A 26991-nucleotide genomic window follows, 5' to 3' on the forward strand; every position below is an offset into this window, starting at 1 on the left:
GCGGTCAGTAGACGAGCGCCTGCGCGTCCTCGGCGAGGGCCTCCTCGACGAAGGTCGACGCGCCGGCGATGCGGACGCCCTCGATGAGGTCCTGCGGGCCGATGTCCCGGCGCGCCGCGCACTGCGTGCAGACGGTGACCTTCCCGCCGGCCAGCACGACGTCGAGCAGGTCGGCCAGGGGTGTCGCGTGCGGCAGGGCGAACTCCTTGGCCCGGCCGGGCAGGCCGTACCAGGCGGACTCGCCGGTCAGCCACAGCGAGACCGGCACGCCGCTCGCCACGGCCGCCGCCGCGACGGTGAACGCCTGGTTGCACCTCTCGGGGGCATCCGCGCCCGCCGTCACCTTTATCACCATTGATCGTGCCATGGCTCTGAGCCTATTCGCGGACACGGGCGCTTCACCAGGCGATTCCCGGTTCCGATGTCCTGGCACGGGCCCCGTGGGCGGGCATCTAGGCTCAGATGCCATGGACTCCCAGTCAATTCATCCGGACCTCGAGCCGATCGCCTTCCTGCTGGGCAGGTGGGAGGGGGCCGGGGTGGGCGGCTACCCGACGATCGAGAGCTTCCGCTTCGGCCAGGAGATCGTCTTCGAGCACAACGGCAAGCCGTTCCTGAGCTACCAGAGCAAGACGTGGCTGCTGGACGACGAGGGCGCCATGGTCAGGCCCCTGGCCACCGAGTCGGGGCACTGGCGCTCGCTGCCCGAGCGGCAGGTGGAGGTGCTGCTCTCGCACCCCACGGGCATCGTCGAGATCTACGTCGGCGAGGTCGTGTTCCACAAGATCGAGCTGCAGACCGACGTCGTGGCCCGCACGGCCACCGCCAAGGAGTACACCGCGGGACGCCGCCTCTACGGCCTGGTCAACGGCAACCTCATGTACGCCTACGACATGGCCGCCGTGGGCCGGCCGCTGACCTCGCACCTGTCGGCGGAGCTGAAGAAGGTCGGCTGAGACCCCTCCGGGCCCGCGCGGGCCCGGGCGGGGACGCCGTCGCGGCGGTGAGGACCTGGAGGAACGTGAAAACCCCGGGCGCGCTCCGCCTCCGAGGGAGACGGGCCGGCTGGACCATGGGAGGAGAAGACTCCCCCCGCCGACTGCCCGGGGTTCCGGTGTCTGCTTGGATTCGCCGGACGTCGCCGGTGCCCGGGAGGGCACGACATCATCTGGACGAAGGTCCCGATGGGCGATGTCCTAGCGGACAGCCACCTCGCTAGCCCAATAATGACTAACCATTGTTTGGACCACCTCCCTTCTGCGTGCTTCGTACGCTATGCGAGCCTCCGGCGCGGGGGCAAGCGATTATTTACGGCGGGCCGCAACCGGTTACACCGGCGTTGCTTCCCTCCGCTGCTCGTAGACTCATTCCATGACCGGGACATGGCACGAGGAGTTGCGCGCGCGCGGATACCGGGTGACTCCGCAACGGCAGTTGGTGCTGGAGGCGGTGACCCGGCTCGGACACGCCACTCCTGAGGACATCTGCGGGCAGGTGCAGGAGACCGCGAGAGGCGTCAACATCTCCACCGTCTACCGCACGCTGGAACTGCTCGAAGAGCTGGGCATGGTCACCCACACCCATCTCGGCCACGGCGCGCCCACCTACCACCTGGCGAGCAAGGCCGACCACGTCCACCTGGTCTGCCGGGGGTGCGGCCAGATCACCGAGGTCCGTCCCGAGATGGTCGACGGCCTGGTGACCACGCTCAACGACCAGCTCGGCTTCGAGACCGACGTCCACCACCTGACCGTCTTCGGCCGCTGCCGCGACTGCCGGTCCTGAAGGTCCCCGCGACCTGCCCGGCGCAATAACCTTGGGGCATGCGTAGCCCTCTGCTTGACACGCCAGGCGCGGTCGCCGCCGAGTCTCCCGACCACGCCGTGGCCGCCCACTACGGCGAGCCGTACGCCGAGCAACGCGCGCTGGCCGAAGGGCGGGCCCTCGTCGACCGCGGCAACCGCGACGTCCTGCGGATCTCCGGCCCCGACCGGCTCGGCTGGATCAACAGCCTCACCTCGCAGAAGGTCGACACACTCCCGCCGGGCACCCCGTCGCAGACGCTGTTCCTCGACCCGCAGGGCAGGCTGGAGCACCATCTCACCCTGGTCGACGACGGCGAGTCGCTCTGGGCCCACGTGGAGCCCGGCACCTCGGCCGCGCTCATCGCCTTCCTGCTGAAGATGCGGTTCATGATGCGCGTCGAGGTCGACGACCTGACCTCCGCGTACGCGGTCGTCACGGTCCGGGCCCCGGGCGCGGGAGACGAGGGCGCCGCCGTGTCCGCGCCCGAGGGGGCGATCGCCATCGGCGGCGACCTGCTGGTCCCGCGCGAACGGCTGGCCGGGCTCCCGGCCGAGCTCGGCCTGCGCCCGGCGGGCCTGTGGGCCTACGAGGCGCTGCGCGTCGAGGCGCACCTTCCCCGCGAGGGCTTCGAGACCGACCACAAGACGATCCCGCACGAGGTCGGCTGGATCGGCTCGGCCGTCCACCTGTCCAAGGGGTGCTACCGCGGGCAGGAGACCGTCGCACGGGTGCACAACCTCGGCCACCCGCCGCGCCGCCTGGTCTTCCTGCACCTGGACGGCAGCGTCGACACCCTGCCGCCGCACGGGGCGCCGGTGACGTTCGGCGTCGGCTCGCCGCGCGAGGCCGACCCGGAGGCCGCGGTGGAGGGCGCCGCCGAGCCGGGGCAGGTGGGCTTCGTCGGCACCGCCGTCCGCCACCACGAGCTAGGCCCCATCGCGCTGGCCGTGGTGAAGCGCACCGTGCCGGTGGACATCGCGCTGCTGGCCGGCGGGGTCGCCGCCACCCAGGAGGTCGTGGTGCCGCCGGACGCCGGGCGCAACGTCACCATCGACCCCGCTCTGCGCCGCCGCATCCGCTGAAGAGGTCCCAGTAGCGATAGAGAAATTTTCCACGAAGTCGCGTCTGACCTGCGGTAACGAAAGATCCCCCGGCTGACGTCTCCGTTCGGTCACCGTGGTGGGTCAATGCCGGACCGGTTCGCCGTGCCGCTCGCGTTCGGGCGCGGTGACCGGCACCGATCACACCGGCCGGTTCGTCAAGGCCGCGCGCTTGTCGACGTTGCCGCGAGTGCCGACCCCGGCCGACGCCATGCGCGCCGTGGACCCGATGCCCGGTCCGCAGTGAATCCGGGAATCGCCGCGGACCGGGGCATCGCAAGGTCAATGCTCTGAGCTGCTAAAACGCTCGCCAGCGTTCGACTCCAGCCGCATGGTCCCAGCAATCTCTCTTGACGCACAGCCCATTTGTAAAGCTATGGTTTACGAGTGCAAGAGATGTTGACAGAGGCGGTGCGGGCCTTGAAGGCGCGCATGGAGGCGTTCCTCGCCTCGCGTGTCCTGACGAGGAGCGACGACTGGGCCGACTCGATAGGGCGCGCCGTGAGCATGCAGGCGGCCGCCGATGACGTCGTGCGTGCCGTCGTGCAGCAGGCGCGCCAGAACGGCGCCACGTGGCAGGTCATCGGTGATGCGCTCGGCGTGAGCCGGCAGGCGGCGTTTCAGCGCTACGGCAGACCGATCGATCCACGAACAGGAGAATCCATGAACACCACGCCCCTGCCCGGCGTCGCGGAACTGGCCGCCTCGGTGATCGAGGACCTCGCGTCCGGGCGATGGACGCGGGTCACCGAGCAGTTCGATCCGACTATGCGCGATGGCCTGTCGGAGGACGCGCTCGCGGCCGCGTGGGCGCAGATCGTCGGCCTGTCGGGAGCCTTCGAGGGGTTCGGAGAGCCTGAGGTCACCCGGGCCGGCGACGTGACGATCACGAACACGCCGCTCGCGTTGGAGGCGGGCGACTACACGGCACGCATCGCGTTCCGCGACGACCGCACCATCGCCGGTCTGCACATCCTCGAGAGGCGGACGTCGTGACCATCGAATCTCCAGGCGGATCGAAGACGGCCACGCCCCGGGGCGGACCCCGCATGAGCGGCCGCGATCTGCGATCCATCGGTGTGTTCACCACCCTGGCGTTCGCGCTCGCCTGGCTCCTCGCGCTGCCGCTCTGGTTCGGTGACGGACTCGCCGCCCCCTGGTTCACCCTCGTGGCCGTAGCCACGATGATGACCCCCGCGATCGCCGCCCTCGTCGTCGTGTTCTTCGTCGAGCGGCCGCAGCACAAGACGTGGACGCTCGGACTGTGGCCGTTGCGACCGGTCCGGAGCCTGCTCGGCTACGCGGCGCTGGGGATCATCGTGTCCATCGCGCTCGTCCTGGTGGCGCTCCCGGTCGGCGCGCTGCTGGGGGTCTACCCGGCCGATTTCGTGAACTTCTCCGCCTTCCAGCAGGTCCTCGACGAGCAGGCGGGCGCCGCGGGAGTGGCCGAAATCCCGATACCGATCGGCGCGCTCATCGTCATCCAGCTCGCCACACTCCCCTTGGCGGCGTTCATCAACCTCATCCCTGCGCTGGGGGAGGAACTCGGGTGGCGAGGGTGGCTGCTGCCGAAACTGATGCCGCTCGGTACACTCCCAGCCCTCCTGATCTCGGGCGTGATCTGGGGCCTCTGGCACGCTCCGCTCATTCTCCTCGGGTACAACTACCCGGATGCGCCGGGCTGGCTCGGCGTGACCATGATGGTCGGCATGTGCATCCTGGTCGGCGCGGTCTTCGGCTGGCTGCGGCTGCGATCGGGGTTGGTGTGGCCCGCGGCCCTCGCGCATGCCGCGTTCAATGGGGCGGGCGGAACCTACCTCCTGTTCGCCAGGGCCGGCGAGCACGTCGACACCACGCAGGCGACGGTCCTCGGCTGGAGCGGGTGGATCGTGCCGCTCGCGCTCGTCGTGATCCTGATCGCCACGGGACAGTTCGCTCCGCGAAGCACCCATGACCGTGAAGCTCGTCTCACACGAACCACAGGCTGACCAGGAGACCTTTCCTCATTGCCACCGGCCCCCTGAAGCCCCGGCCAAGCCGCCCCCGGCCGGACACCGCCCTCGGCGGGAGGTCGCCTGCGGCGGGAGGTCGCCTGCGGCGGGATGTCGTGCTCGGGCCGACCGGGGTTCCGCCGGCCCGGCCCGGGTGGGCGGTGTCAGATGTCGATGACGAGTGTGATGGGGCCGTCGTTGACCAGCGCGACCTTCATGTCGGCGCCGAACACGCCGGTCTCCACCCGGGCGCCGAGTGCGCGCAACTCGGCCACGACGGCCTCGACCAGCGGCTCGGCCACCGGCCCGGGCGCCGCCGCCTGCCAGGTCGGCCGGCGGCCCTTGCGCGCGTCGCCGTAGAGGGTGAACTGGCTGACCACCAGCAGGGGGGCGCCGATGTCGGAGCAGGACTTCTCGCCGGACAGGATGCGCAGGCCCCACAGCTTGGCGGCGAGCTTGGCCGCATGGGCGGGGCCGTCGTCGTGGGTCACGCCGACCAGCACGAGCAGGCCGGGCTCGTCGATGGCTCCGACGGTCCGCCCGTCGACGACCACGGAGGCGGAACCGACCCTCTGGACAACGGCGCGCATGGTCCCCGATTCTTCCACCGCCTGTGGACCCCCGCGAACCCGCCGCGCCCCCGGCGAGGCGCGCCCGGCCGGTGACCCGCTTCTCGGCGAGGCGCGGACGCCGGTCACTCGCGCTCTTGGCCGGGTGCGGCGGGCCGGTCAGCCGCGTCCCGCCGTCGCGCGTCAAGGTCCACATCGTGGGTACGCCGGGCAAGCCGTCCGCGTGCCGGCGCCGAATGGTCGCCGGATGAACGGCACTGATCGTCCGTCCGTAGACTCATGTGCGAGAGGAGAAGACGTGTCCGTTGCGCCGTTGATCGTGGAAGTCGTTCGTTCGGGGTTCGTCGAGTCGGTCCACCGGGCCTGGGTGTTCGCCGTGGACGCCGAGGGCAAGACCGCCGTCGTCCACGGGGACGTCGCCGCCGCGGCCTCGCCGCGCTCGTCGATGAAGCCCATCCAGGCGGTCGGCATGCTTCGCGCCGGGCTGGAGCTGGACGGTGAGCTGCTGGCGCTGGCGTGCTCCAGCCACTCCGGTGAGGACTTCCACCTGGAGGGCGTGCTGAAGATCCTGGCCGTCGCGGGCTTGGACGAGTCGGCCCTGCAGTGCCCTGAGGACCTCCCGCTCGACGTCGCGACCGCGCACCGCGTGCTGCGCGCGGGCGGCGGCCCGGCCAGGCTCACCATGAACTGCTCGGGCAAGCACGCGGCCATGCTGGCCACCTGCGTGGTCAACGGCTGGCGCACCTCCGACTACCTCCACCCCGCCCACCCGCTGCAGCGGGCCATCCGCGCCACCGCCGAGGAGCTGACCGGCGAGCGGGTCGCCGCCACCGGCGTGGACGGCTGCGGCGCGCCGCTGTTCTTCTCCTCCATGGCCGGCATCGCCCGGGCGTTCCGCGCCCTCGCGCTGGCCGAGCCGGGCGGCCACGAGCGGCGCGTCGCCGACGCGATGCGCGCCCACCCCGAATGGACCTCGGGCACCACCCGCCCGGAGGCCACGCTGATGCGGGCCGTCCCCGGACTCATGGTCAAGTCGGGCGCCGAGGGGTTCGACGCGTTCGCCTTCGACGACGGCCACGCGGCCACCGTCAAGATCGAGGACGGCAACGCGCGCGCCCGGGTCCCGGTGACGGTCGCCACGCTGCGCGCGCTGGGGCTCGGTCTGGAGGCCGCGGAGCTCACCACGCTGGCCACTCCGCCGCAGTTCGGCGGCGGGCGCCCCGTCGGCGAGGTTCGCGTCCGCGGCCCGGTGTGACCGCCCGCACGGCCTCGCCCGCGGCGGCGCACGCCGGGCGGCGCGCACCGGGAGGAGGTCAGATGGCGCGGCGGAACTGGCGGGAGGTGGAGATGGCGCCGGAGGTGGTCAGCGTGAACGTGCGCATGGAGTCGGCGAACTTCGACAGGTCCCACTCGGCCGGGCCGTGGTACCAGTACAGGTGGTCGGCCCGCGTGCCGTTGCCGTTCAGCGAGCCCACCACGCGCGCCCAGCGGTCGACGTTGTCGAAGACCACGGCGTAGGGCAGGTAGCGCGAGAAAAGCTCGATGCGCTGGGCCGGGGGCACCTCGCCGATCTCACCGGAGGCGAGGTAGTCGCGAAAGCCCAGGGTGTGGGCGAGGGCGGAGGAGCCGCGCGCGGTCTTGGCCGGCATGTACTGCCCGCCCACCGACAGCGCCGCCCCGGCGATGATCAGGGCCAGGCCGATCAGGCCGTAGGTGGTGAACCAGGCCAGCAGCACCGTGGCCAGCACGCCGAGCACCGTGACCACCACCCCGACGGTGGTCCAGCGGGTGCGCACGGAGTCGGGCCGCCGGGCGAACCAGCCCTGGGCGACGACGTCGCGGTAGAGCGCGTCGCGCACCTTGCCGAGCCCGGCCGTGAACGAGCCGTGCAGCTCCGACAGCAGCACCGCGTCGCGGCCGTCGAAGATCGCCATGTGCAGTGCCCGCTCGTAGTCGAGCAGGTCGTCCATGGGCGCGCCCGCGACCTTGACCAGCCGCCAGTCGGGCGCGTCGTAGGCGCCGCGCGGCTGCTCCTCGATGTGGACGTAGCCGCGGACGGCGAGGTCGACGATGGTGGCCGTCACGTCGATCACGTCGGCCTGCTCGTCGATCAGCGTGCCGACCTGCCCGGGACGGACGCCGTCGGGCGGGGAGAAGTGGCCGTCGCGCAGCGTGGTGACCGGGGCGCCGGCCTCGTGGTCGATGACGCGGGCGTCCCGGCCGCGGGTCCAGTAGAGCAGCGCGACGCCGCCGAGCAGCAGCACCAGCAGCCCGCCGAGCGCGCCGCCGGTGACCGGGTTGAGGGTGAAGGCGTTGGACAGTTCGAAGCGCCGCTCGAGGATCGGCGTGCCCCCGCTGGCGCCCGCGGGGAAGCCGGCCACCACGGTGAGCGCCTGGCCGGGGCCGAGCCCCTGCTGCTCGAACTCGGCGCGCGTGCCGCTCTCGTCCATGGAGGCGGCGGTGCAGCCGGTGGCCGCGGTGAGGTCGCCGGCGAAGCATGAGAGGGACTGCAGGGGGGCGGGGCCGCTCAGCCGGACCAGGGCCTGCTGGACGGGGGCCGACCAGCCGTTGACGGCGTACCAGCGCAGTTCCTCGCCGCCGCCGACCGGGGTGACGGCGCCGGCCACGTCGTACTCGATGGTGGCCGTGCCCTTGCCGCCGAGGGTGATGGTGTCGCCGGCGAGGGCGCCCTCGCCCTTGAAGCCGGTGACGCGGTAGACGCGGTCGTTGGCGTCGTCGTAGCGGGTGTGGGTGAGCAGCGTGCGCCGGACCTGGCCGGTGTAGGTGATCTGCTCCTTGACGTGCAGGACGCCGCCGGGCCGCAGCTCCACGGTGACGTCGGCCTTGCTCACGCCGTCCGCGGCCTCGGCGTGGGCGGCCGGGGCGGTCACGAGGAGGCCCAGCGCGGCCGCGAGCGCGCATCGACGAAGGAGATCCACCATGGGGCGTCAGCCTAGCGGTCGGCGCCGACAGCCGTTATGGGAACGCCCACGCCTGATCAACGGCCAACAAACCCGGACAACCTCGGTGGCCGGCCGGCGCGGTCACCAGGGGCCGTACGGGCCGTTGTTGCCGCCGCGGCCGCCCCGGCCGATCTCGCCCACGGCCGGCTTGACGTCGGCCAGGTACACCCCGGAGGCGATGACCGAGATGATCGTGAAGAAGCTGATGGCCGTCAGTCCGGCGTACCCGACCACGGCGGCGAAGGTGAACAGGGTCGCCAGGCTAAGGAACAGCAGCCAGAGCTTCTTGCTCAGCTTGCCGGCGATGGCGAACGCGCGGGCGGGAGTGCGGATGGCGTGGAAGAGGGCCCACCCGCACATGCCGAAGGCCGCGATGGCGAGCACCCAGAAAATGAGATCCAGGAAACTGTGAATCTCGAACATCGCCTCTCCCAGGGGGTCATATGAACGGCCGGCTTCAGCCTAGCCCGGCCGGGGGCCTGGCGGACGCCGTCCCGTCCCGTGAACGCACCAAGCCCGCCCCGGAGTTCCGGGACGGGCGCGGAAGCGGGTGGCTCAGGCCTTGGTGCCGGAGCCGGTGGTGCGGGTGGTCCTGCGAGGGCCGGCCGGACGGGAGGCGATCGCCGGCTCGGCGGAGGTGGAGACCTCCTCCAGCTCCAGGGCGGCCTCGCCGGTCACCCGGCTGACGACCTTGCGGCCGCGGTCGGCGAACTGGTCGTAGAGCAGCACGGCCTTGGCGCTGATGGTGTCGGCGTACTCCTTGGCCTTCTCGGGGAAGTCCTTGGCGACGGCCTCGGCCTTGACCTGCACGTCGCTGGCGTACTTCTTGGCCATGGTGGGCAGGTCGCGCGCGACGGCGCCGACCTCGGACCGGCGCGACTGCAGGCGGTGGAGCTGCTCGGGCAGCTCACGGAGCTTCTCGACCGCGAAGTCGCCCGCGCCGGCGACGGCGTAGAACGGCTTGGACTCGGCGAGCTTCTTGACCTCGTCGTTGAGAGGCATGGGTCAACCTTCCTTGGATTCTGGTTGGATGCGGCCGTTCGGCGAGGAGGTCGCGGCCTCCTCCACGGGAACCGCGTCGACCTCTCGGGGTTCCGGCTCGGAGCGGGCGGTCTCGGCGGACTGCTCGGCTTCGGGCGGAGCCTCGGCTCGGTTCTCCTTGCGGAACGACTCGTAGATATCGGTCAGCACCTGGCGTTGCCGCTCGGTGAGAGTGCGGTCGACGCGGATGGCGGCCAGCACATCGCTGTCCGGCTCGCGTTCCTCGATGAGACCGGCCTGGACGTACAGCGCCTGCGAAGAGATGCGCAGGCCCTTGGCGATCTGGTTCAGGATCTCCGCGCTCGGCTTGCGCAGCCCGCGTTCGATCTGGCTCAGGTAGGGGTTGGACACCCCGGCCTGCGTGGCGAGCTGGCGCAGCGAGATCTTCGCCTGCGTCCGCTGATCGCGGATGTACTCACCGATCGAGCCGACCTTCGGTAGTTCCATGCCTCCAGTATGCGTCGTGCTGCTTGCAAATGCAAACACTATGGCGAACGCCAGCAAGCGCGTCGGGGGTCAGCCGGGATACATCCAGAGCAGCGGAGCGGAGGCCGACAGCAGCACCGAGAACGTCACCAGGCTGTAGCGGACCCGCCGGGGAAGCGTGGCGCCCGGCTTGACCAGCCGGTTCACCCGGGCCATCACGTGGTCGCTGCCCGCGCCGAGGGCGCCGTCGGGGGCAGGCACCGCCCCGGCCGTGCCGAAACGCAGCAGCGCCGTCGCCAGGCGGCGCGGCGAGCAGTAGCGGCGGGCGCGGTCGTCGGCGGCCATCTCGACCAGCAGGGCGACCGAGGAGTGCGCGTTGCGCACCACGCCGAGCCACGGCAGGGCCCAGCTGAGCGCGGTGAACGGCAGCAGGACCAGGTCGTGCCGCTCGCGGACGTGGGCCGCCTCGTGGGCCAGCACGGCGGTGAGCTCGTCCTGGCTGAGCAGCGACAGCGTGCCCGCGCTGACGACGACCTCCGACCGCAGGCCCGGCAGGCAGTACGCGGCGGCGCCCGGGTGGTCGACGATGCGCACGCCCGGCACTCCCGGGTCGTCGTGGGCGATGAGGGCGAGCAGCACGCGGTGGCGCCGGCGGGCGCGCAGCGTCGTGGCGCCGGCGGCGAGCAGCACCACGACCAGCACGGCCAGCAGGCTCAGGCCCGCGGCGAGCGCGGCCAGGCGCGGCAGGTCCGCGGGACGGAGCAGGCCGTGGCCCATGCCGAGGGAGATCGCCGAGTCGGCGAAGGTGTGCAGCCCGTACAGCACCCCCGCGCCGTAAGGCTCCAGCGCGTAGGCCAGCAACGCGCCGACGCTGGCCAGACCCCATGTCACGCCGAGCGACTGCCAGAGCAGGATGGCCGACCGGGGGGCCCGCCACGGCCACCGGGCGAACGTGAGCCGCCATGCCCCGAGCGCGCACGCCGTGGCGAGCGCGGCAAGGACGGCGGCTGCGATCACTCTTCCTCTTCCAGCTCCGTGAGTGCTCTGCGGAGGATGTCGGCCTCGGAGCCCGAGACCGTCTGGGCGAAGCGCGTGAGCGCCGCCGAGCGGTCACCGGTCATGTCGAGGGCTTCCAGCATAAGCTCCGCCACGTACGCGTCGCGGCCGGCCGCCGGAGCGTACCGCCAGGCGCGCCCGTCGCGGGTGCGGTTGAGGAAGCCCTTGCGGGTCAGCCGGTCGAGCACCGTCATCACGGTCGTCGGGGCGAGGTCGCGGTCGGCGATCAGACGGCCGACCTCCCTGGCGGTCAACGGGACGTCCTCCGCCCACAGAATGTCCATGATGCTGCGTTCAAGCTCGCCGAGACCCTTCACGCGGACAAGCCTACCCCGAGTAGTACTACGTCGCGTAGAGGGCCGGACGGTGAGCCTGGCCTACCCGCCGGGGTCAGCGGCTTTCGGTCACGCCAGGGGTGACGACCACGGCGTCGCCCGGCGGGGTGTCGTCGTCCGGGGTGGGCCGGTCGGGCAGGCACTCGGCGCCGCAGCCGCCGAACCGGGCGGTGTCGAGCGGCGCGAACGGCGTCGGGTCCACGCCCTTCAGCGCGGCCAGGAAGGTGTCCTTCCAGATCGGGCCGGGGATGGTCGCCCCGAACACCGCGCCGAAGTACCGCCCGCCGATGGTGACCCCGTTCAGCTTGTGCGCGATCGCGCCCCGCGGGTCGCCGAGGCTGACCGCGGCGGCGAGGTCGGGGGTGAAGCCGGCGAACCAGGCGCTCGCCTGATCGTCGTTGGTGCCGGTCTTGCCGGCGGCGTCGCGGCCGATGCCGCCCACGGCCCGCATCGTCCCCTTGGTCAGCACCCCGGACAGGATGTGCGCCGTGGCGTCGGCGATCGCGGGCTCCAGCGCCTGGCGGCACCGGGGGGAGTGGTCGGTGACCTTGCCGGCCTGGTCGGTGACCTGCGTGATCACCATGGGAGCGCAGTACTTCCCGTGGGCGGCGATCGCGGCGTAGGCGTTGGCGACGGTCACCGGGTCCATCTCGTTGATGCCGAGGGTGAAGGTCTCGAACTCCTTCAGCGGGGCCCCGTCGGCGCGCTTGATGCCCAGCGACTTGGCGGTCTGGACGGTGGGGCACAGGCCGACCCGGCGCTCCAGCTCCAGGAAGAAGGTGTTGACGGAGTTCCAGGTGCCGGTCTGCAGCGTCTTGAAGCCGCCGCCGCCCTCGTCGTTGGTGATGGTGTGCGTCGGGTCGCCGATGCGGCCGCCGGCGCAGTTCTTGAAGTCGCCGTACCCCGACGCGCGGAAGCCGCTGCCGACGGTGAAGCCGTCGTTGATCTTCATGCCCTGCTTCAGCGCCGTGATCAGCGTGAAGGTCTTGAAGGTCGAGCCCGCCTGGAGGCCCCCGATGCCGCCGTGCGCCGTGTCCGCCACGATGTTGTACGACATCTCGCCCTTGCGGGCCGAGGTGCCGTACGGCCGGCTGGCCGCCATCGCCTTGATCGCTCCGGTGCCCGGCTGGAGCAGCGCCTCGGAGGCGACCGGGCCGTCGGTGGCGTAGACGTGCTTCTCGATGGCCTTCTCGGCCGCGGCCTGCATGCGCGGGTCGAGAGTGGACTTGATCGTCAGGCCGCCGCGGTAGAGCAGCCGGGCGCGGTCCTCCTCGGTCTTGCCGAAGGCCGGGTTGCGCAGGAACTCCTCGCGCAGGTACACGCAGAAGTACGGGTAGGGGCTGGCCGTGCAGTTGCCGGGCAGCGGGGTGCCCTTGTAGCCGAGCTTCTTGGACTTGGCCTCGGCGGCCTGCGCCGGGGTGATCTTGCCGAGCTGGGCCATGCGGTCGAGCACGGTGTTGCGCCGCTCGAGCAGCCTCTGCCGGTTCTTCTTGCCGCCCTCGGGGTCGGTGGCGGTGGGCAGTTGCACCGCGCCGGCCAGCGTCGCCGCCTGCCACAGGTTGAGGTGGGAGGCGTGCACGCCGAAGAACCGCTTGGCCGCGGCCTCCACCCCGTTGGCGCCCGCCCCGAAGTAGGCGATGTTCAGGTACTTCTCGAGGATCTCGTCCTTGGTGTACTTCTGCTCGACGGCCATGGCGAACCGCAGTTCGTTCAGCTTGCGCGCGTAGCTGGCCTCCAGCGCCTTCTTCTTCTCCTTGTCGGTGACGGCCGCGTTGAGCAGCACCTGCTTGACGTACTGCTGGGTGATGCTCGAGCCGCCCTGGCTCACCCCGCCCGACTGCAGGTTGCGGGCCAGGGCGCGGGCCGTGCCCTCCAGGTCGATGGCGCCGTGCTGGTAGAAGCGGTAGTCCTCGATGGAGACGATCGCCGTCTTCATCACCTCGGCCACCGCGTCGAGCGACACGACCTCGCGGTAGACGTCCCAGAACTGGGCGATGGGCTTGCCCTTGGCGTCCAGGACGGTGGTCTTCTCCGCCAGCGGCGGCTCCATCAGGTCGGCCGGCTTGAGGTTCAGCTCGTCCGACGCCTGCACCACGGCCGCGCCCCCGCCGCCCACCACGGGCAGCGCCAGGCCCGCGACCAGCACCCCCGCGGCCACCGCGGCGGCGGCGAGGCGGGCGACGCCGGTCAGCGCGCGTCGCGCGGGCGTGCCCTCGTACCGCTCGCCGAGCTCGTGGTCCGGGCCCTGCTCCCCGAGGCTGAACATCAACCCTCCCCTATCGACATTAGGGTTTAACCTAAACCGTAGAGGAGACAATGATTGCCCGTCGGTCCGTCCGTCGCCGGTGAGGAGCCCTTTCGAGGCATCCCGGCTCCAGGACTTCGGCCCGATCACGAAAGGCGGGCGCATGGAGCTGACCCTCGTCCAGGGTGACATCACCGAGCAGAGCGTGGACGCGATCGTCAACGCCGCGAACTCCTCGCTGCTCGGCGGGGGAGGGGTGGACGGCGCCATCCACCGGCGCGGCGGCCCCGACATCCTGCGCGAGTGCCGCGCGCTGCGCGCGTCCCGGTACGAGAAGGGCCTGCCGACGGGGCAGGCGGTGGCCACCACGGCGGGCAGGCTGCCGGCCCGGTGGGTGATCCACACGGTGGGGCCGGTGTACGCCAGGTCGCAGGACCGCTCCCACCTGCTCGCCTCCTGCTACGCCGAGTCCCTGCGCGTCGCCGACGAGCTGGAGGCCGAGACCGTCGCCTTCCCCGCCGTGTCGGCGGGCATCTACGGCTGGCCGATGGACGACGCCGCCCGCATCGCCCTGTCCACGGTGCTGCGGGCGTCGACCTCGGTGGTGGAGGCGCGGTTCGTGCTGTTCGGCGCCCCGGCGTACGCGGCGTTCGAGACGGCGCTCGCCGGCCTGCGCGCGTAGCACGCGGCGGCGCCCTCGAGCGGGCGCGCTCGTGCGTGGGCTCGGTGAGGACGCGCGGGCTCGGGGTCAGGCCGAGGGGCGGGCGTCCGGGGCCAGCGCCGTCCAGGGGAGGGTGACCTCGCCCAGTCGCCGGCGCCGCCTGCCGCCGAGCGGCGGTGTGGTCGCCACGGGCCAGGTCTCGGCCAGCCGTTCCACCGCGGCCGTCCACCGAGGGCGGGCGCCGTAGGCCCCGTACGGCGCCGCGAGGGCCCACGCGTGGTCGAAGTCGCGCAGGAAGGCGTGGACGCGCTCCCCGGGCACGTTGCGGTGGATGAGCGTCTTCGGCAGCCGCTCGGCCAGGTCGGAGGGGCGCTCGAAGCCCGCGAGCCGGGCCGAGAGCGTCACCGTGCGCGGCCCCCGCGCGTCCAGCGCCACCCACGCGGCCCGGTGGCCGATCTCCGAGCAGGTGCCCTCGATGATCACGCCATCGGCGGCCAGGCGTGAGCGCAGCAGGTCCCACGCCTGCCAGGCCTGCGCCTCGTCGTACTGCCTGAGCACGTTGAACGCCCGGACGATCAGCGGCCGCCGCTCGACGGGGAGCTCGAACCCGCCCCGGACGAAGCTCAGCCCCGGCCGCTCGAACGGTCTGGCCGCGGCGACGCGGGCCGGGTCGATCTCGATGCCCACCACCTGCACGTCGGGGCGGACGCGCCGCAGGCGGGTGAACAGCTCGGAGGTGGTGACGTGCGAGGCCCCGTACCCGAGGTCGACCACCAGCGGGCGGTCCGCGGAGACCAGCAGACGGCCGTAGACGGCACAGGTCCAGCGGTCGGCGCGGCGCAGGCGGTTGTGTCCCGTGGTGCCCCGGGTGATCTCGCCGACCGGCCTGCTCGGCGCCGTCCCGCCGCCTCGCGGACGCCCGGCGTTCACAAGGCGCCCACCGGGCGCGGGAAGGCGGACGGGTGGCGCTCAGGACGGGGCGGCATGCCGTGGCCTGGGGGTGGAGGTGTGGAGAAGGCGGACGATACCGGAGCGATGCCGGGCCCGGAAACCATGGGAGCCGCGACGGGGGAACAGCCGCGGGATGTAACCGACATTGTGGGCAAGGCAGGCAAGTAGGACGTGACGCTCAAGACAGGCACAATGGGGAACGCGAGGGCGTTGGATCGCGTCCATGGGAAGGCACGCCCCCGCATCCGGACATGTCCATGCATGGCAGGCAAGCACGCGGATGTCACCATGCTCAGCGGATCGTCACTTTCAGGAGACCCGGTGCACCTTGTGCTGCGCTGCCTGCGCGCGCGGACGGATGACCAGCCGGTCGACGTTCACGTGAGCGGGCCTGGTGACGCACCAGGCGATCGCGTCGGCCACGTCGTCGGCCGTCAACGGGTTCGGCACTCCCTGGTAGACCTGCTGGGCCCGCTCGGCGTCGCCGCGGAACCGGGTGAGCGCGAACTCCTCGGTCTGCACCATGCCGGGAGCGATCTCGACGACGCGCACCGGCTCGCCGCACAGCTCGAGCCTCAGCGTCTCGGTCATGGCGGTCTGGCCGTGCTTGGCCGCGGTGTACCCGCCGCCGCCCTCATAGGAGGTGAAGCCGGCCGTGGAGGTCAGCATCACCAGCACGCCGTCCCCCGACTCGACGAGTTTCGGCAGCAGGGCCTTGGTCACGCGCAGCGAGCCCAGCACGTTGACCTCGTACATCTGGCGCCAGTCGTCCACCAGCCCCTGCGCCACCGGCTCCAGGCCGACGGCTCCGCCGGCGTTGTTGACCAGCACGTCGCAGCGGTCCAGCGAGGCGGCCAGCTCGGCCACCGACTCCTCGGAGGTCACGTCCAGAGTCACCGGGCGGACGGCCGGCACCTCGGCGGCCAGCTTGTCCAGCCGGTCACGGCGCCGCGCGGCGGCCACGACGTCGTAGCCCTCCGCCGCCAGCCGGCGGGCGGTCGCCTCCCCGATGCCGCTGCTCGCCCCCGTCACCACAGCCGTTCTCGTCATATGCGGTCCTCATGGTCGGATTCGGTTTCTCCATACCCGGCGCCCCGGACGGGCTCGCGCTCGGTCCGGCGGTGTTCGCGCGCCGCCCGTCCGTCATCTTGCCAGCGCGAGCCCGGCAGGCCGCGCGCGGGACCGAGGCCGCCGGGAATCTCGCGAACTTTCCGACAGTTAGTAACCTCCTGGAGGTGGTATCGGTGCCGCGAGTGCCGGTCGCACGCCGGATCAACCGGGTCGCGACGATCAGCATGCACACGTCCCCGCTTGACCAGCCGGGCACGGGCGACGCGGGGGGCATGAACGTCTACATCGTCGAGGCCGCCAAACGGCTCGCGGCCCTCGGGATCGAGGTCGAGATCTTCACGCGCCAGACGGCCCGCGACCTGCCTCCCGCCGTCGAGCTCGTGCCGGGCGTGACGGTGCGGCACGTGACCGCCGGGCCGTACGAGGAACTGGACAAAGGCGACCTTCCCGGCCAGCTCTGCGGCTTCCTGTCCGGCGTGCTGCGCACCGAGGCGATGTTCGAGCCGGGGCACTACGACGTCATCCACTCCCACTACTGGCTGTCCGGCCAGGTCGGCTGGCTGGCCAAGGAACGCTGGGGCGTGCCGCTCGTGCACACCATGCACACCATGGCCAAGGTCAAGAACCTGCTGCTGGCCAACGGCGACAAGCCCGAGCCGGTGGCCCGCGTGCTCGGCGAGGAGCAGGTCGTGGAGGTCGCCGACCGCCTGGTCGCCAACACCGCCGCCGAGGCCCGCGAGCTGATCGACCTGTACCACGCGCCGAAGGAGCGCGTCGCGGTGGTGAACCCCGGGGTCAACCTCCAGGTGTTCCGGCCCGCCTCCAAGGGCGCGGCGCGGCACCGGCTCGGGCTTCCGCAGGACGCCCACGTCATGCTCTTCGTCGGCCGCATCCAGCCCCTCAAGGCCCCCGATGTGCTGCTCAGGGCCGCCGCCCGGATGATCGCCGACGACCCGTCCCTGCGCGCGCGCCTGGTCGTCGCGTGCGTCGGCGGGCCGAGCGGCAACGGCCTGGCCCGCCCCTCCTACCTGACCGACCTGGCCGCCGAACTGGGCATCTCCGACGTCCTGCGGCTCGCGCCGCCCGCGGCGCAACCCGAGCTGGCCGACTGGTACCGCGCCGCCGACGTCACCGTCGTCCCCTCGCACAACGAGTCGTTCGGCCTGGTCGCGCTGGAGTCGCAGGCGTGCGGCACCCCCGTGGCCGCCGCCGCGGTGGGCGGCCTGCGCACGGCCGTCCGCGACGGCGTGTCCGGGCTGCTGGTCGACGGGCACGAGACGCACGCCTGGGCCAAGGCGCTGCGCGCGTTCGTCGAACGCCCGCTGTGGCGCGACACGCTCGCCGCCGGGGCCACCGAGCACGCGGCGGCCTTCGGCTGGTCGGCCACCGCCACGCGCCTGCTGGAGGTGTACTCGGGCGCGATGGCCCGGTTGCGGCGCACGCCCGTCGGCGTGCACCTCTGAGCGCGGACGGGGCAGTACTGTCCTTGCGACAGTACGCGACCGGCGAGACCGGCGCCCGGCACGACGAACGCGGGAGTGTGCACGGTGACAGATCACGAGGCGGCCGTCGAGTCCGCGCTCAAGGCGGCCGAGGTGTCCTACGAGCGGCCGCAGCCGGGGGCGTTCCTGGTGCGCCTGCCCGGCCAGCACAAGCTGGCGACCATGACCTGGCTCACCGTCTCCGACCAGGCGCTGCACGTCGAGGCGTTCTTCTGCAGGCGCCCCGACGAGAACCACCTGGAGTTCTACCGCTGGCTGCTGGGCAAGAACGGCTCCATGTACGGGGTGCACTTCGCCCTGGACCAGGTCGGGGACGTCCACCTCGTCGGGCGGCTGCCGCTCGCGGCGGTGTCGGACCAGGAGATCGACCGCCTGCTGGGCTGCGTCCTCACCTACGCCGACGAGTGGTTCGACCGCGCGCTGGAGCTGGGGTTCGCCTCCTCCATCCGCCGCGAGTGGGACTGGCGGGTCAAGCGCGGGGAGTCCCTCGCCAACCTGCGCGCTTTCGAGGGCATCGTCGAGCGCGGCCGGCGGGAGAACCCCGAAGCCGGTGAGAACCCCGGGGGCTGACAGGAGCCTCGGCAGCATGCCGAGAAACCCCGGGCCGGTGAGAAGCCCGGGTGGCGCGTCCCGGGGCCGCCGCGGGGGCGGCCGAGCCCAGGTGAAGGGGGCCCCGCCCAGGGGGCGGCGCGGCGCCGGGTAAAGCGGGCACGGCCTAAGCTTGGGCGCATGGCTACTTTGGTGCTATTGCGGCATGGCGAGAGCGAGTGGAACGCGAAGGGCCTGTTCACAGGCTGGGTCGACGTGTCCCTCTCGCCGGTGGGCGAGGAAGAGGCGCGGCGCGGCGGCAGGCTGCTGGTCGAGGCGCAGGTGCGGCCCGACGTGGTGCACACCTCGGTGCTGACCCGCGCCATCCACACCGCCAACCTGGCGCTCGGCGCGGCCGACCTGCTCTGGCTGCCGGTGACGCGCTCGTGGCGGCTCAACGAGCGCCACTACGGCGCGCTCCAGGGCAAGAACAAGGCGCAGACCCGCGAGGAGTTCGGCGACGAGCAGTTCATGCTCTGGCGCCGCTCCTACGACGTGCCGCCGCCGCCGATCGCCGACGACGACGAGTTCTCCCAGGCCGGCGACGCCCGGTACGGCACGCTGCCCTCGGAGCTGCTGCCGCGCACCGAGTGCCTGAAGGACGTCGTCGACCGCATGCTGCCCTACTGGTACGACAACATCGTCCCCGACCTCGCGGCGGGACGCACCACCCTCGTCGTCGCCCACGGCAACTCCCTGCGCGCCCTGGTCAAGCACCTCGACGGCATCGGAGACGAGGAGATCGCCGGTCTGAACATCCCCACCGGCATCCCGCTGCGCTATGAGCTGGACGAGGACTTCCGGCCGGTCAAGCCCGGAGGGGAGTACCTCGACCCCGAGGCGGCCAAGGCGGCCATCGAGGCCGTGGCCAACCAGGGCAAGGCCAAGTAGCGAGCACCCCGGACGGGCGCGGCCGTCCGTCCCCGATCACGGTGAAGCCCCGGACCCGCCAAGGGCCCGGGGCTTTCGCATGCGCCCTGTTCCCGCATGCGTTCAAGTTCTCATGGCGCGGCGCCGATCAGGCCGGCCTGCGGCGCGGGTCGTCGGACACGGCGCCGGACACGCTGAGGCGCGCGGGGCCCGCGCGCCCGCGTGCTCAGGAGGCCGAGGAGCTGTCCGGCCGGTCGCCGGTCACCAGGTAGACGACGTCGCGGGCGACGCGCACGGCGTGGTCGGCGTACCGCTCGTAGTAGCGGCCGGTGAGGGTGATGTCGATCGCCGGCTCGATGCCGTGCGCCCAGTCCTTGGACAGCAGCACGCGGAACAGCCTGCGGTGCAGCCGGTCCATCGCGTCATCGTCGTCGTCCAGCTCCTTGGCCAGCTCGACGTCCTGGGTGGCGATGCAGCTGCCGGTCTTGGTGACCAGGCGCTCGGCGATCTGCCCCATCTCCAGGATCGTGTCGCGCACCTCGGCCGGGATCGCCGACTCGGGGTGGCGCATCCGCGCGATCTTCGCCACGTGCTCGGCCAGGTCGCCCATGCGCTCGAGGTCGCCGCCCATCCGCAGCGCCGTGATGGCGGTGCGCAGGTCCACGGCCACCGGCTGCTGGGTGGCCATGAGCTCGAAGATCGAGGTCTCGACCTCCTTGTAGAGGCGGTTGACCTCGGCGTCCTGGGAGATCACGCTCTCGGCGAGCTGCAGGTCGGCGTCCAGCAGGGCCGTCGTGGCCCGGGAGATGGCCGACCGGACCAGATGCGTCATCTGCACCAGGCGGTCGGTGAGAGCGTTGAGTTCTTCGTGGAAGGCGTCGCGCATGCGGTTCACGCTACGCGCGCGTTCATGAACGAACTTCGTCCAAGAGATGAACTCTCCAGGAAACAGGCGGTATGAGGGGCCTGGCCAGCGGCGGAGGCCGCCTACCATCGAAGGCGTGAGTGAGATCGTGGCAAGCCTGGCCGCTCTGGCGGGTTTTGTCGTCGGGGCGATCGCGATGATGGCGGTGCGGTCCCGGGACAAGAATCTCCCTGATCCCGTCGACAACCCCGACACCGTCCTGCCGCAGGGAGTGGCATCGGTTCTCGCCGTGCTGCCCTCCTCCGCCGTCGTGCTCGGCCGGGACGACCGCGTGCTGCGCGCCAGCTCGGCCGCGCGGGCCTTCGGCCTGGTCAAGGGCGATCACCTGATGGCAGCCGAGCTGCTCGCCCTGGCCCGCCAGGTGCGCAGGGACGGCGAGATCCGCGAGAGCGAGTTCGAGGTGGCCCGCCACAAGTTCGGCATGGAGGTCACCACCTTCGCCGTGCGGGTCGCCCCGCTCGGCACCCACGGCCAGGTGCTGGTGCTCGCCGAGGACCAGACCGAGCGGCGGCGCGTCGAGGCCGTGCGCCGCGACTTCGTCGCCAACGTCAGCCACGAGCTCAAGACCCCCGTCGGCGCGCTCAGCCTGCTCGCCGAGACCATCCAGGACGCCTCCGACGACCCCGTCGCGGTCGACCGCTTCGCCGGGCGCATGCAGCACGAGGCCGCCAGGCTCACCTACCTCGTCCAGGACCTCATCACCCTCTCCCGCATCCAGGGCGGCGAGCCGATCCCCACCCCCGGCTGCGTGCCCGTCGACGAGGTCGTCCACGAGGCCATCGACCGCTGCAACACCAAGGCCGCCGCCAAGGAGATCGCCCTGGTCGCGGGCGGCACCGAGGGCCTGCGCGTCTGGGGCGACGACGAGCTGCTGGTGACCGCGCTGCGCAACCTGATCGACAACGCCGTCGCCTACAGCCCTGAGAGCACCCGCGTCGTCGTCAGCGCCCGCCCGGCCGGCGACACCGTCGAGGTCAGCGTCAGCGACCAGGGCATCGGCATCCCCGAAAGCTCCCAAGAACGCATCTTCGAGAGGTTCTTCCGCGTCGACGCCGCCCGCTCACGGGCGACCGGCGGCACGGGGCTGGGCCTCGCGATCGTCAAACACGTCGCCGTCGCGCACGGCGGTGAGGTGAACGTGTGGAGCAAGGAAGGCTCGGGCTCCACCTTCACGCTTCGTCTGCCGGCCTTCGGCGGCACGGCGATAGCCGTACCAAGCACAACGAACTCTCTGGAGGCCGCGAAGTGACCCGCGTGCTCGTCGTCGAGGACGAGGAGTCGTTCTCCGACGCCCTGTCCTACATGTTGCGCAAGGAAGGGTTCGAGGTGGCGGTGGCCGCCACCGGCCCGGAGGCGCTGGACGCCTTCGACCGCAACGGCGCCGACCTGGTGCTGCTCGACCTCATGCTCCCTGGCCTGCCGGGCACCGAGGTGTGCCGCTCGCTGCGCCAGCGCTCCAAGGTGCCGGTGATCATGCTCACCGCCAAGGACAGCGAGATCGACAAGGTCGTGGGGCTGGAGCTCGGCGCCGACGACTACGTCACCAAGCCGTTCTCCTCGCGCGAGCTGGTCGCGCGCATCCGCGCCGTCCTGCGCAGGCAGGGCGACGCCGAGGAGATCGAGCAGGCCGTGCTGGCCGCCGGTCCGGTGCGCATGGACGTCGACCGCCACATCGTCGCGGTACGGGGCCGTCAGGTGCAGCTCCCGCTGAAGGAGTTCGAGCTGCTGGAGGTCCTGCTGCGCAACGCCGGCCGGGTGCTCACCCGCGGCCAGCTCATCGACCGGGTGTGGGGGGCCGACTACGTGGGCGACACCAAGACGCTGGACGTCCACGTCAAGCGTCTGCGGGCGAAGGTCGAGGCCGACCCGTCCGACCCGCGGTGCATTCTCACCGTCCGCGGCCTGGGGTACAAGTTCGACCCCGCCGAGGGCTGACGGACACGCGAAGGCCCGGTGGCGCGAGGTCGCGCCACCGGGCCTTGTCGCGTGCTACGCGCTTCAGCTGTTGGCGGACGGGTCCGGCGTCGGCGTGGCGCTCTCGGAGGTCGCGGGGGCCGGCGTGGCCGAGGCCGACGGCGCGGCGCTCGGCGCGGCCGGCAGGCCGGCGTACTCGCGGCTGCGCGTGACCACCGGGACGTTCATCGGGATGTCGCCGGCGTTGGCGAACTTCAGGGTCAGCTGGATCGTCTCGCCGCCGTACAGAGGCTTCTGGGTGCCCTCCAGGATGACCTGGGCGGGCTTGCCGCTGTTGACGAGCTGACCGGGGGGCACCGAGATCGGGCCGGGCGCCTTGACGGACGAGGCCACCTGGGGCGCCACGGCGACGCCTTCGAGCCGGTCGGCCGCCGTGCCGTAGTTCGCCATCGACAGGTAGAGCGGAAGCGAGCCGCCCGCCGCGATCTGGGCGCCGGACTCGGGGCCGAGGAGGAACGCCTGGGCGATCTTGATGCCGTTCCTGCCGTAGGTCTTGGCGGAGCCGTTGCTGTCGATGAGCACGTTCGCCTCGGTCGGCGCGTAGGCATTGCTCGTGTTGGCGTCGGTGCCCGCGCCACACGCGGCCAGCGCCGGAGCGGCTGCGAGCAGCGCGGTGATCATGATCACCCTGCGACGGCTGGTGCTGGTCACAGTCTGGGGTCTCCTTGGTACACATGGGTATGGCCAGTCGCAACCTTATCCGTGCGCAGGAGCCGTCGCTCAGGGGGGCCGGTGACGGCGCGGAGGCGGCAAGCGTCGCAGGTCATGGGGCCTTTTCGGACCCGGAATTCACACTGTGGAGCGGTTGTCAAGTCCCAAATCGAGGCTTTGACCTGCAGTTATGATGATTTCACTGTTCCGGGAGGGGACTGACGCGTGGTATCCTGGAGTACAGCGGAAGGGGTACTTGTCACATGACTTTCCAGGTCGGCGACACTGTCGTCTACCCCCACCACGGGGCTGCTCGGATCGAAGCCATCACGACCCGCACGATTAAGGGCGAGGACAGAACCTATCTGGTGCTGAAGGTCGACAAGGGCGACCTTACCGTACAGGTGCCGGCGGACAACGCCGAGCTCGTCGGTGTGCGTGACGTCGTGGGCCAAGAAGGCCTTGAGCGCGTCTTCGACGTCCTGCGCATGCCCCACACCGAAGAGCCCACCAACTGGTCCCGCCGGTACAAGGCGAACCTTGAGAAGCTGGCGTCCGGCGACGTCAACAAGGTTGCCGAGGTCGTGCGCGACCTGTGGCGGCGCGACAAGGAGCGCGGTCTGTCCGCCGGTGAGAAGCGCATGCTCGCGAAGGCCAGGCAGATACTGGTCAGCGAACTGGCTCTCGCCGAGAAGACCAACGAGGACAAGGCCGAGGCGCTTCTCGACGAGGTTCTCAACTCCTGAACACGACACGGCCAAGGGTGGGCGTCGGAGTCGACGTCCACCCTTTCGCATCCGGCCGCGAGCTTCGTCTGGCCGGCCTCCACTGGCCGGGCGAGACCGGGCTCGCGGGTCACTCCGACGGCGACGCCGCCGCACACGCCTGCTGCGACGCGCTGCTGTCCGCGGCCGGGCTCGGTGACATCGGCGGGCTGTTCGGCACCTCCGACCCACGCTGGGCGGGCGCGTCCGGCCTCACCCTGCTCGAGGAGACTGCGCGTCACCTGCGGGCCGCCGGGTTCGAGATCGGCAACATCGCCGTGCAGATCATCGGCAACCGTCCCAAGCTGGCGCCGCGCCGCGCCGAGGCCGAGAAGGTCCTCGGCGAGGCCGCGTCGGCCCTGGTCAGCGTCACCGCCACCACGACCGACGGCCTGGGCCTGACCGGCCGAGGTGAAGGCATCGCCGCCATGGCCACCGCCCTCGTCTTCGCCCCCTGACCCCTCCTCTGTTCCGCGGATGGCGGGTGGGCTTTCGCGCGCGCCTGTGCCGTGACGAGTCTCCCGTTGCCTCCGCGTGCTTCTGGGACGGGTGTGGAGCCCGTCCGAACCCCTCCATGGCGGTGCCGAGAGGACTGCATGGCGTCTATATGGCGGTCTGATCAGGGTTTTCTTACTTTCTAGGATTAGTACGCGATGTGGGGGTAGCCATCTTGTCAGCGTGAAGGTGCGACCCTCAATCGGAGGCTCAATATGTCCATTCAGACCATCCTCGGCGCCATCGTCATCGGTGCGATCATCGGCGCGCTCGGCCGGCTCGTGCTGCCGGGCCGGCAGCCCATCGGGTGGCTTCTGACCATCATCGTCGGCATCGTCGCCGCGCTGATCGGTACGGCCATCGCCCAGGTAATCGGTGTCGCGACCACCGACGGCATCGACTGGATCGAACTGGTCCTCCAGGTCGTCCTCGCCGTGGTGGGTGTCGGCGCCGTCGCCGCCATCAAGGGCCGGGAAAGGGTTTGATCTCTGGCGGAGCGCGCCACCCGGTGACCTTCGCCTGATCTTCGCCGCCTTTTCCCCGAGGGAACTGGCCTCTCGGCCCTAGGGCCCTGAGACACGACGGTCCAAGAACACGGTGTCGCGCCTTCGACACCTTCGAGATCCGCCTGGTCCACCCGGACCAGGCGGATCTTCGTCGTACCACCACCCCGGACGGCCCAGCCGTCTCCCCCGGGCGGTCCCGCCTGGCCCTCTCGGACGGGTCCCGCTTGGCCTTCCCGGGCGGTCCCGCTTGGCCTTCCCGGACGGGTCCCGCTTGGCCTTCCCGGGCGGTCCCGCCCGGACTTCCCGGGCGGTCCAGTCCCGACCACCGGGACGATCCAGCCCGGACCCTGGCAGATCGCGCGGACGCCGGGGCGGCCCGAGGACGAGACCGACGTGCCCTGGGCCCACAACTCCAGGCCGCGACCATACGACCGACGCGTGCACTCGCCAGGGCCCCTAAGTTGACGGGGGCGTGTGAGGCGAGGCCGAAGCGCCATATCAGGCCGGCGCCCGCATCCATCGAGAGACGCCGAACCCGGACCGAGACGGGCCAGGTGACCAGGAGCCGGGCACTCGGCGGGCACAGGTGACGGGGCGCGCAGAGATCGGAAGCGCACGGCAGAGGCCGGCGTCCGGCCTCCGGGGTCGAAGTGCCGGACTCGGCCGATCGAGCGGCCGGTTCAGGTCGGGCCGGTCACTCTTCGGGCGGCAGGGGGGTGCTGCGCATCCGGCCGGAGGGCGGGGCCGCGGTCTGAGGCGTGTACGGCGGACGCCCGCTCTGGAGCGCCTCGTCCTCGTCCGCGCTGTCGGCGCCATCGTGGGCGGGGTCGGGCGCCGCGTCGCCCTCCCACGCCTCCCCGGACTCCCACCCCGCGACGTCCTGCGCCGCGACGTCCTGCGGTGGGGTGTCGTGGGAGGGGAGGTCGTGCGGAGGAGCGTCCTGGGGCGACGCCTGTTCCTGCGGCGCCACATCGTGGGGCGCCCGGTCGGACAGCGGGCTGGCCTCCTCGCGGAGGTGCGGGTACGGCTGGGTGTCGGCGGACTCCTCTTCCGGCTCCGTGTCCGCGGCCGTGTCCGGCGAGGACGGTCCGGACGCGGGATGGGTGACATTCGGATAAGGCTGGGTGTCACCGAGCGCGCGCGCCGGTTTGGGCAGCGGATGGACCAGCACGTCACCGGCGCTGGGACGGACCAGGTCGCCCCAGCGAAGCGGCCGGCCCGGGTCCCTCTCGGCTCGCGGGCCCGCGGCCTGCTCGCGCGGCTTGGGCACCAGTCGCTGCTCGGGTTCCGGCGCCGACGCCTCATGCGCGGCCTCCGGCAGCGGCGGAGCGGCCTCGGACAGCGGTGGAGCGGCCTCGGGCACCCGGCGCCCGGCACCCTCCGACGCCGGCTCCCCGGCACCCTCCGACACCGGCTCCCCGGCACCCTCCGACACCGGCTCCCCGGCACTTTGCACCGGCCGCTCGGCACTTTGCACCGGCTGCCCCGCACCTTGTACCGGCTCTCCGGCATCCTGAACCGGCTGCGTGACCCCTGAGGCCGGCCGTGCCGCGGCCCGCGCTTCCGGCGCGGCCGCAGGCGTGGCGGGAGCGGCCTGCGGTGCGGTCTGCGGCGGGGTGTGTGCGCCGGCGGTCGCCGCGCCAGCGTTCGGCCCGTCGGCCTGCGCTCCGTCCGCCTCCTCCGCCTCGTACGCGGTGTCGCCGCTACCGGCGGGATCGGTCGTGGCCGTGCCGGGGGCGCCGGCTCTGGACGGGGCGGGCCGGGGGGTGGGTTCCCTGCGAGGCGCGCGGAAGCCGTCGTCGCTCCGCAACGGCGGCAGTTCGTCCACGGTAGGCGTCTCGGGAGCGGGGGTGGGCGGCACCACCGGCACCACGTCCGGTTCGAGGTCGTCCGGCGAGGCGAGGTGCGGGACGATCTCGCGATCATGGCCGATCGTGTGGACGGCCGTCTCCAGCGGAGGGGCGAGGCCCGGGTCGCGCTCCTCCCGTCCGAACGGAAGGATGTCGTGCCCCGCGCCCTGGCCGGTGGGCCCCTCGGACGGCTCGTCATCGGCGGCCCCGGCCTGGAGGTGCCCGGCGGGGAGCAGGAACAGCCACAGCCCGACCAGCAGCATCACCCATGGCGCCACGGCGACGCCCACCGCGAGCTGCCGGCCTTCCACGGTCGTGTGCGTGGCCGCCAAGACGTTCGCCGCGCCCGCGGCCACGATGAGGACGGCCAGGATCAGCCAGGCCTGCAGGCGCATCAGCAGCCGGGCGGACCCCAGCAGCAGCACGGCGATCAGGGCGATCACCAGCAGCGCGTCGAAGCCCGCCGGGTACAGGTAGGCGAGGTCGGCGCGCGCCCCGCCGGACAGGGCGATGGCGCGGATCGCGTCGAAGGACAGCACGCAGGCGACGCCGGCGAGCGCCACCAGGGCCAGGCCGGCGACGGCGGTCGCGATGCGGCGCAGCACCAGTGCCATTCGGGACGGGCGGGCGGAGGCGGGCGGAGGACCGGGC

29 protein-coding genes are annotated in these 26991 nt (G+C 71.8%); 15 read left to right on the top strand and 14 right to left on the bottom strand.

The window, feature by feature from the left end; genetic code table 11:
- Positions 1–4: 4 nt before the first annotated feature.
- The gene (locus tag ABZU32_RS14900) at positions 5–367 is read right to left on the bottom strand and encodes a DsrE family protein (RefSeq protein ID WP_354852294.1); all 363 of its coding nucleotides are present in this window, start codon (positions 365–367) and stop codon (positions 5–7) included.
- Positions 368–467: 100 nt separating this feature from the next.
- On the opposite strand from ABZU32_RS14900, the gene ABZU32_RS14905 reads away from it, so the two are divergent.
- The 5 genes from ABZU32_RS14905 (at position 468) to ABZU32_RS14925 (ending at position 4894) form a co-directional block, all read left to right on the top strand.
- Positions 468–956 (top strand): FABP family protein, encoded by a 489-nt coding sequence (locus tag ABZU32_RS14905; protein WP_354852295.1) that lies wholly within the window; start codon positions 468–470, stop codon positions 954–956.
- A gap of 415 nt (positions 957–1371) precedes the next feature.
- Positions 1372–1785, top strand: a complete 414-nt coding sequence (locus tag ABZU32_RS14910; RefSeq protein ID WP_354852296.1) for a Fur family transcriptional regulator — start codon at positions 1372–1374, stop codon at positions 1783–1785.
- Between the two features lie 38 nt (positions 1786–1823).
- Entirely contained in the window at positions 1824–2888 is a 1065-nt protein-coding gene (locus ABZU32_RS14915; protein WP_354852298.1) for a folate-binding protein, read from the top strand.
- Between the two features lie 450 nt (positions 2889–3338).
- Complete coding sequence (locus ABZU32_RS14920) at positions 3339–3902, top strand: DUF3887 domain-containing protein (protein WP_354922102.1); 564 nt, start codon at positions 3339–3341, stop codon at positions 3900–3902.
- A 53-nt stretch (positions 3903–3955) separates the two neighbouring features.
- Positions 3956–4894, top strand: coding sequence for a CPBP family intramembrane glutamic endopeptidase (locus ABZU32_RS14925; protein ID WP_354922233.1), 939 nt, complete (start codon positions 3956–3958; stop codon positions 4892–4894).
- Between the two features lie 167 nt (positions 4895–5061).
- Here the strand turns inward: ABZU32_RS14925 and dtd are convergent, their stop codons facing one another.
- Positions 5062–5487 carry a D-aminoacyl-tRNA deacylase gene (gene dtd, locus ABZU32_RS14930; RefSeq protein WP_354852300.1) on the bottom strand — a complete coding sequence of 142 codons (426 nt, stop codon included), beginning with the start codon at positions 5485–5487 and terminating at the stop codon, positions 5062–5064.
- 277 nt (positions 5488–5764) lie between these two features.
- Here dtd and ABZU32_RS14935 point away from each other — a divergent pair, with 277 nt between their 5' ends.
- The gene (locus ABZU32_RS14935) at positions 5765–6721 is read left to right on the top strand and encodes an asparaginase (protein WP_354922105.1); all 957 of its coding nucleotides are present in this window, start codon (positions 5765–5767) and stop codon (positions 6719–6721) included.
- Between the two features lie 58 nt (positions 6722–6779).
- Here the strand turns inward: ABZU32_RS14935 and ABZU32_RS14940 are convergent, their stop codons facing one another.
- The 7 genes from ABZU32_RS14940 to ABZU32_RS14970 form a co-directional block, all read right to left on the bottom strand.
- Positions 6780–8408, bottom strand: coding sequence for a DUF2207 domain-containing protein (locus ABZU32_RS14940; RefSeq protein WP_354922108.1), 1629 nt, complete (start codon positions 8406–8408; stop codon positions 6780–6782).
- 102 nt (positions 8409–8510) lie between these two features.
- Positions 8511–8852: a DUF2516 family protein gene (locus ABZU32_RS14945; protein WP_354852305.1), complete on the bottom strand. Its 342-nt coding sequence runs from the start codon at positions 8850–8852 to the stop codon at positions 8511–8513.
- Positions 8853–8984: 132 nt separating this feature from the next.
- Positions 8985–9431 carry a hypothetical protein gene (locus ABZU32_RS14950; protein ID WP_354852307.1) on the bottom strand — a complete coding sequence of 149 codons (447 nt, stop codon included), beginning with the start codon at positions 9429–9431 and terminating at the stop codon, positions 8985–8987.
- Between the two features lie 3 nt (positions 9432–9434).
- Complete coding sequence (locus tag ABZU32_RS14955) at positions 9435–9917, bottom strand: helix-turn-helix domain-containing protein (RefSeq protein ID WP_354922111.1); 483 nt, start codon at positions 9915–9917, stop codon at positions 9435–9437.
- Positions 9918–9986: 69 nt separating this feature from the next.
- A complete protein-coding gene (locus ABZU32_RS14960; protein WP_354852311.1) occupies positions 9987–10913 on the bottom strand; it encodes a M56 family metallopeptidase in 927 nt (308 codons plus the stop codon).
- Positions 10910–11269 (bottom strand): BlaI/MecI/CopY family transcriptional regulator, encoded by a 360-nt coding sequence (locus ABZU32_RS14965; protein ID WP_354852313.1) that lies wholly within the window; start codon positions 11267–11269, stop codon positions 10910–10912. The genes ABZU32_RS14960 and ABZU32_RS14965 overlap by 4 nt, the downstream gene beginning before the upstream one ends.
- 73 nt (positions 11270–11342) lie before the next feature.
- Positions 11343–13553: a transglycosylase domain-containing protein gene (locus ABZU32_RS14970; RefSeq protein ID WP_354922114.1), complete on the bottom strand. Its 2211-nt coding sequence runs from the start codon at positions 13551–13553 to the stop codon at positions 11343–11345.
- A 142-nt stretch (positions 13554–13695) separates the two neighbouring features.
- Here ABZU32_RS14970 and ABZU32_RS14975 point away from each other — a divergent pair, with 142 nt between their 5' ends.
- Positions 13696–14214, top strand: coding sequence for an O-acetyl-ADP-ribose deacetylase (locus ABZU32_RS14975; protein WP_354852317.1), 519 nt, complete (start codon positions 13696–13698; stop codon positions 14212–14214).
- 66 nt (positions 14215–14280) lie between these two features.
- On the opposite strand, the gene ABZU32_RS14980 is transcribed toward ABZU32_RS14975, so the two are convergent.
- The gene (locus ABZU32_RS14980) at positions 14281–15123 is read right to left on the bottom strand and encodes a class I SAM-dependent methyltransferase (RefSeq protein WP_354922117.1); all 843 of its coding nucleotides are present in this window, start codon (positions 15121–15123) and stop codon (positions 14281–14283) included.
- A 330-nt stretch (positions 15124–15453) separates the two neighbouring features.
- Positions 15454–16194, bottom strand: a complete 741-nt coding sequence (locus tag ABZU32_RS14985) for an SDR family NAD(P)-dependent oxidoreductase (RefSeq protein WP_354852321.1) — start codon at positions 16192–16194, stop codon at positions 15454–15456.
- Positions 16195–16388: 194 nt separating this feature from the next.
- On the opposite strand from ABZU32_RS14985, the gene mshA reads away from it, so the two are divergent.
- The 3 genes from mshA (at position 16389) to ABZU32_RS15000 (ending at position 19196) form a co-directional block, all read left to right on the top strand.
- Entirely contained in the window at positions 16389–17678 is a 1290-nt protein-coding gene (gene mshA, locus ABZU32_RS14990) for a D-inositol-3-phosphate glycosyltransferase (RefSeq protein WP_354922120.1), read from the top strand.
- Between the two features lie 84 nt (positions 17679–17762).
- Entirely contained in the window at positions 17763–18287 is a 525-nt protein-coding gene (locus ABZU32_RS14995) for a YbjN domain-containing protein (RefSeq protein WP_354852325.1), read from the top strand.
- Positions 18288–18446: 159 nt separating this feature from the next.
- A complete protein-coding gene (locus ABZU32_RS15000) occupies positions 18447–19196 on the top strand; it encodes a phosphoglyceromutase (protein WP_354922123.1) in 750 nt (249 codons plus the stop codon).
- 205 nt (positions 19197–19401) lie between these two features.
- Here ABZU32_RS15000 and phoU read toward each other — a convergent pair whose 3' ends face one another.
- On the bottom strand, positions 19402–20061 hold the full coding sequence (phoU, locus tag ABZU32_RS15005) for a phosphate signaling complex protein PhoU (RefSeq protein ID WP_354852329.1): 660 nt from the start codon (positions 20059–20061) through the stop codon (positions 19402–19404).
- Between the two features lie 106 nt (positions 20062–20167).
- Here phoU and ABZU32_RS15010 point away from each other — a divergent pair, with 106 nt between their 5' ends.
- Positions 20168–21349, top strand: coding sequence for an ATP-binding protein (locus tag ABZU32_RS15010; protein ID WP_354852419.1), 1182 nt, complete (start codon positions 20168–20170; stop codon positions 21347–21349).
- Positions 21346–22035 (top strand): response regulator transcription factor, encoded by a 690-nt coding sequence (locus tag ABZU32_RS15015; protein WP_354852330.1) that lies wholly within the window; start codon positions 21346–21348, stop codon positions 22033–22035. The genes ABZU32_RS15010 and ABZU32_RS15015 overlap by 4 nt, the downstream gene beginning before the upstream one ends.
- 63 nt (positions 22036–22098) lie before the next feature.
- On the opposite strand, the gene ABZU32_RS15020 is transcribed toward ABZU32_RS15015, so the two are convergent.
- Positions 22099–22725, bottom strand: a complete 627-nt coding sequence (locus ABZU32_RS15020) for a copper chaperone PCu(A)C (protein WP_354852332.1) — start codon at positions 22723–22725, stop codon at positions 22099–22101.
- A 263-nt stretch (positions 22726–22988) separates the two neighbouring features.
- Between ABZU32_RS15020 and ABZU32_RS15025 the strand changes: the two genes are divergently transcribed.
- The 3 genes from ABZU32_RS15025 to ABZU32_RS15035 all read left to right on the top strand — a co-directional run bounded on the left by ABZU32_RS15025 (position 22989) and on the right by ABZU32_RS15035 (position 24469).
- The gene (locus ABZU32_RS15025) at positions 22989–23471 is read left to right on the top strand and encodes a CarD family transcriptional regulator (RefSeq protein WP_184978896.1); all 483 of its coding nucleotides are present in this window, start codon (positions 22989–22991) and stop codon (positions 23469–23471) included.
- Between the two features lie 17 nt (positions 23472–23488).
- Complete coding sequence (ispF, locus tag ABZU32_RS15030) at positions 23489–23947, top strand: 2-C-methyl-D-erythritol 2,4-cyclodiphosphate synthase (protein WP_354922127.1); 459 nt, start codon at positions 23489–23491, stop codon at positions 23945–23947.
- Between the two features lie 252 nt (positions 23948–24199).
- Positions 24200–24469 (top strand): GlsB/YeaQ/YmgE family stress response membrane protein, encoded by a 270-nt coding sequence (locus tag ABZU32_RS15035; protein WP_354852336.1) that lies wholly within the window; start codon positions 24200–24202, stop codon positions 24467–24469.
- A 715-nt stretch (positions 24470–25184) separates the two neighbouring features.
- Here ABZU32_RS15035 and ABZU32_RS15040 read toward each other — a convergent pair.
- On the bottom strand, positions 25185–26945 hold the full coding sequence (locus ABZU32_RS15040; RefSeq protein ID WP_354922130.1) for a DUF2637 domain-containing protein: 1761 nt from the start codon (positions 26943–26945) through the stop codon (positions 25185–25187).
- Positions 26946–26991: the final 46 nt, after the last annotated feature.

The sequence above is a fragment of the Sphaerisporangium sp. NPDC005288 genome, assembly GCF_040607475.1.
Lineage (GTDB): Bacteria > Actinomycetota > Actinomycetes > Streptosporangiales > Streptosporangiaceae > Sphaerisporangium > Sphaerisporangium rhizosphaerae.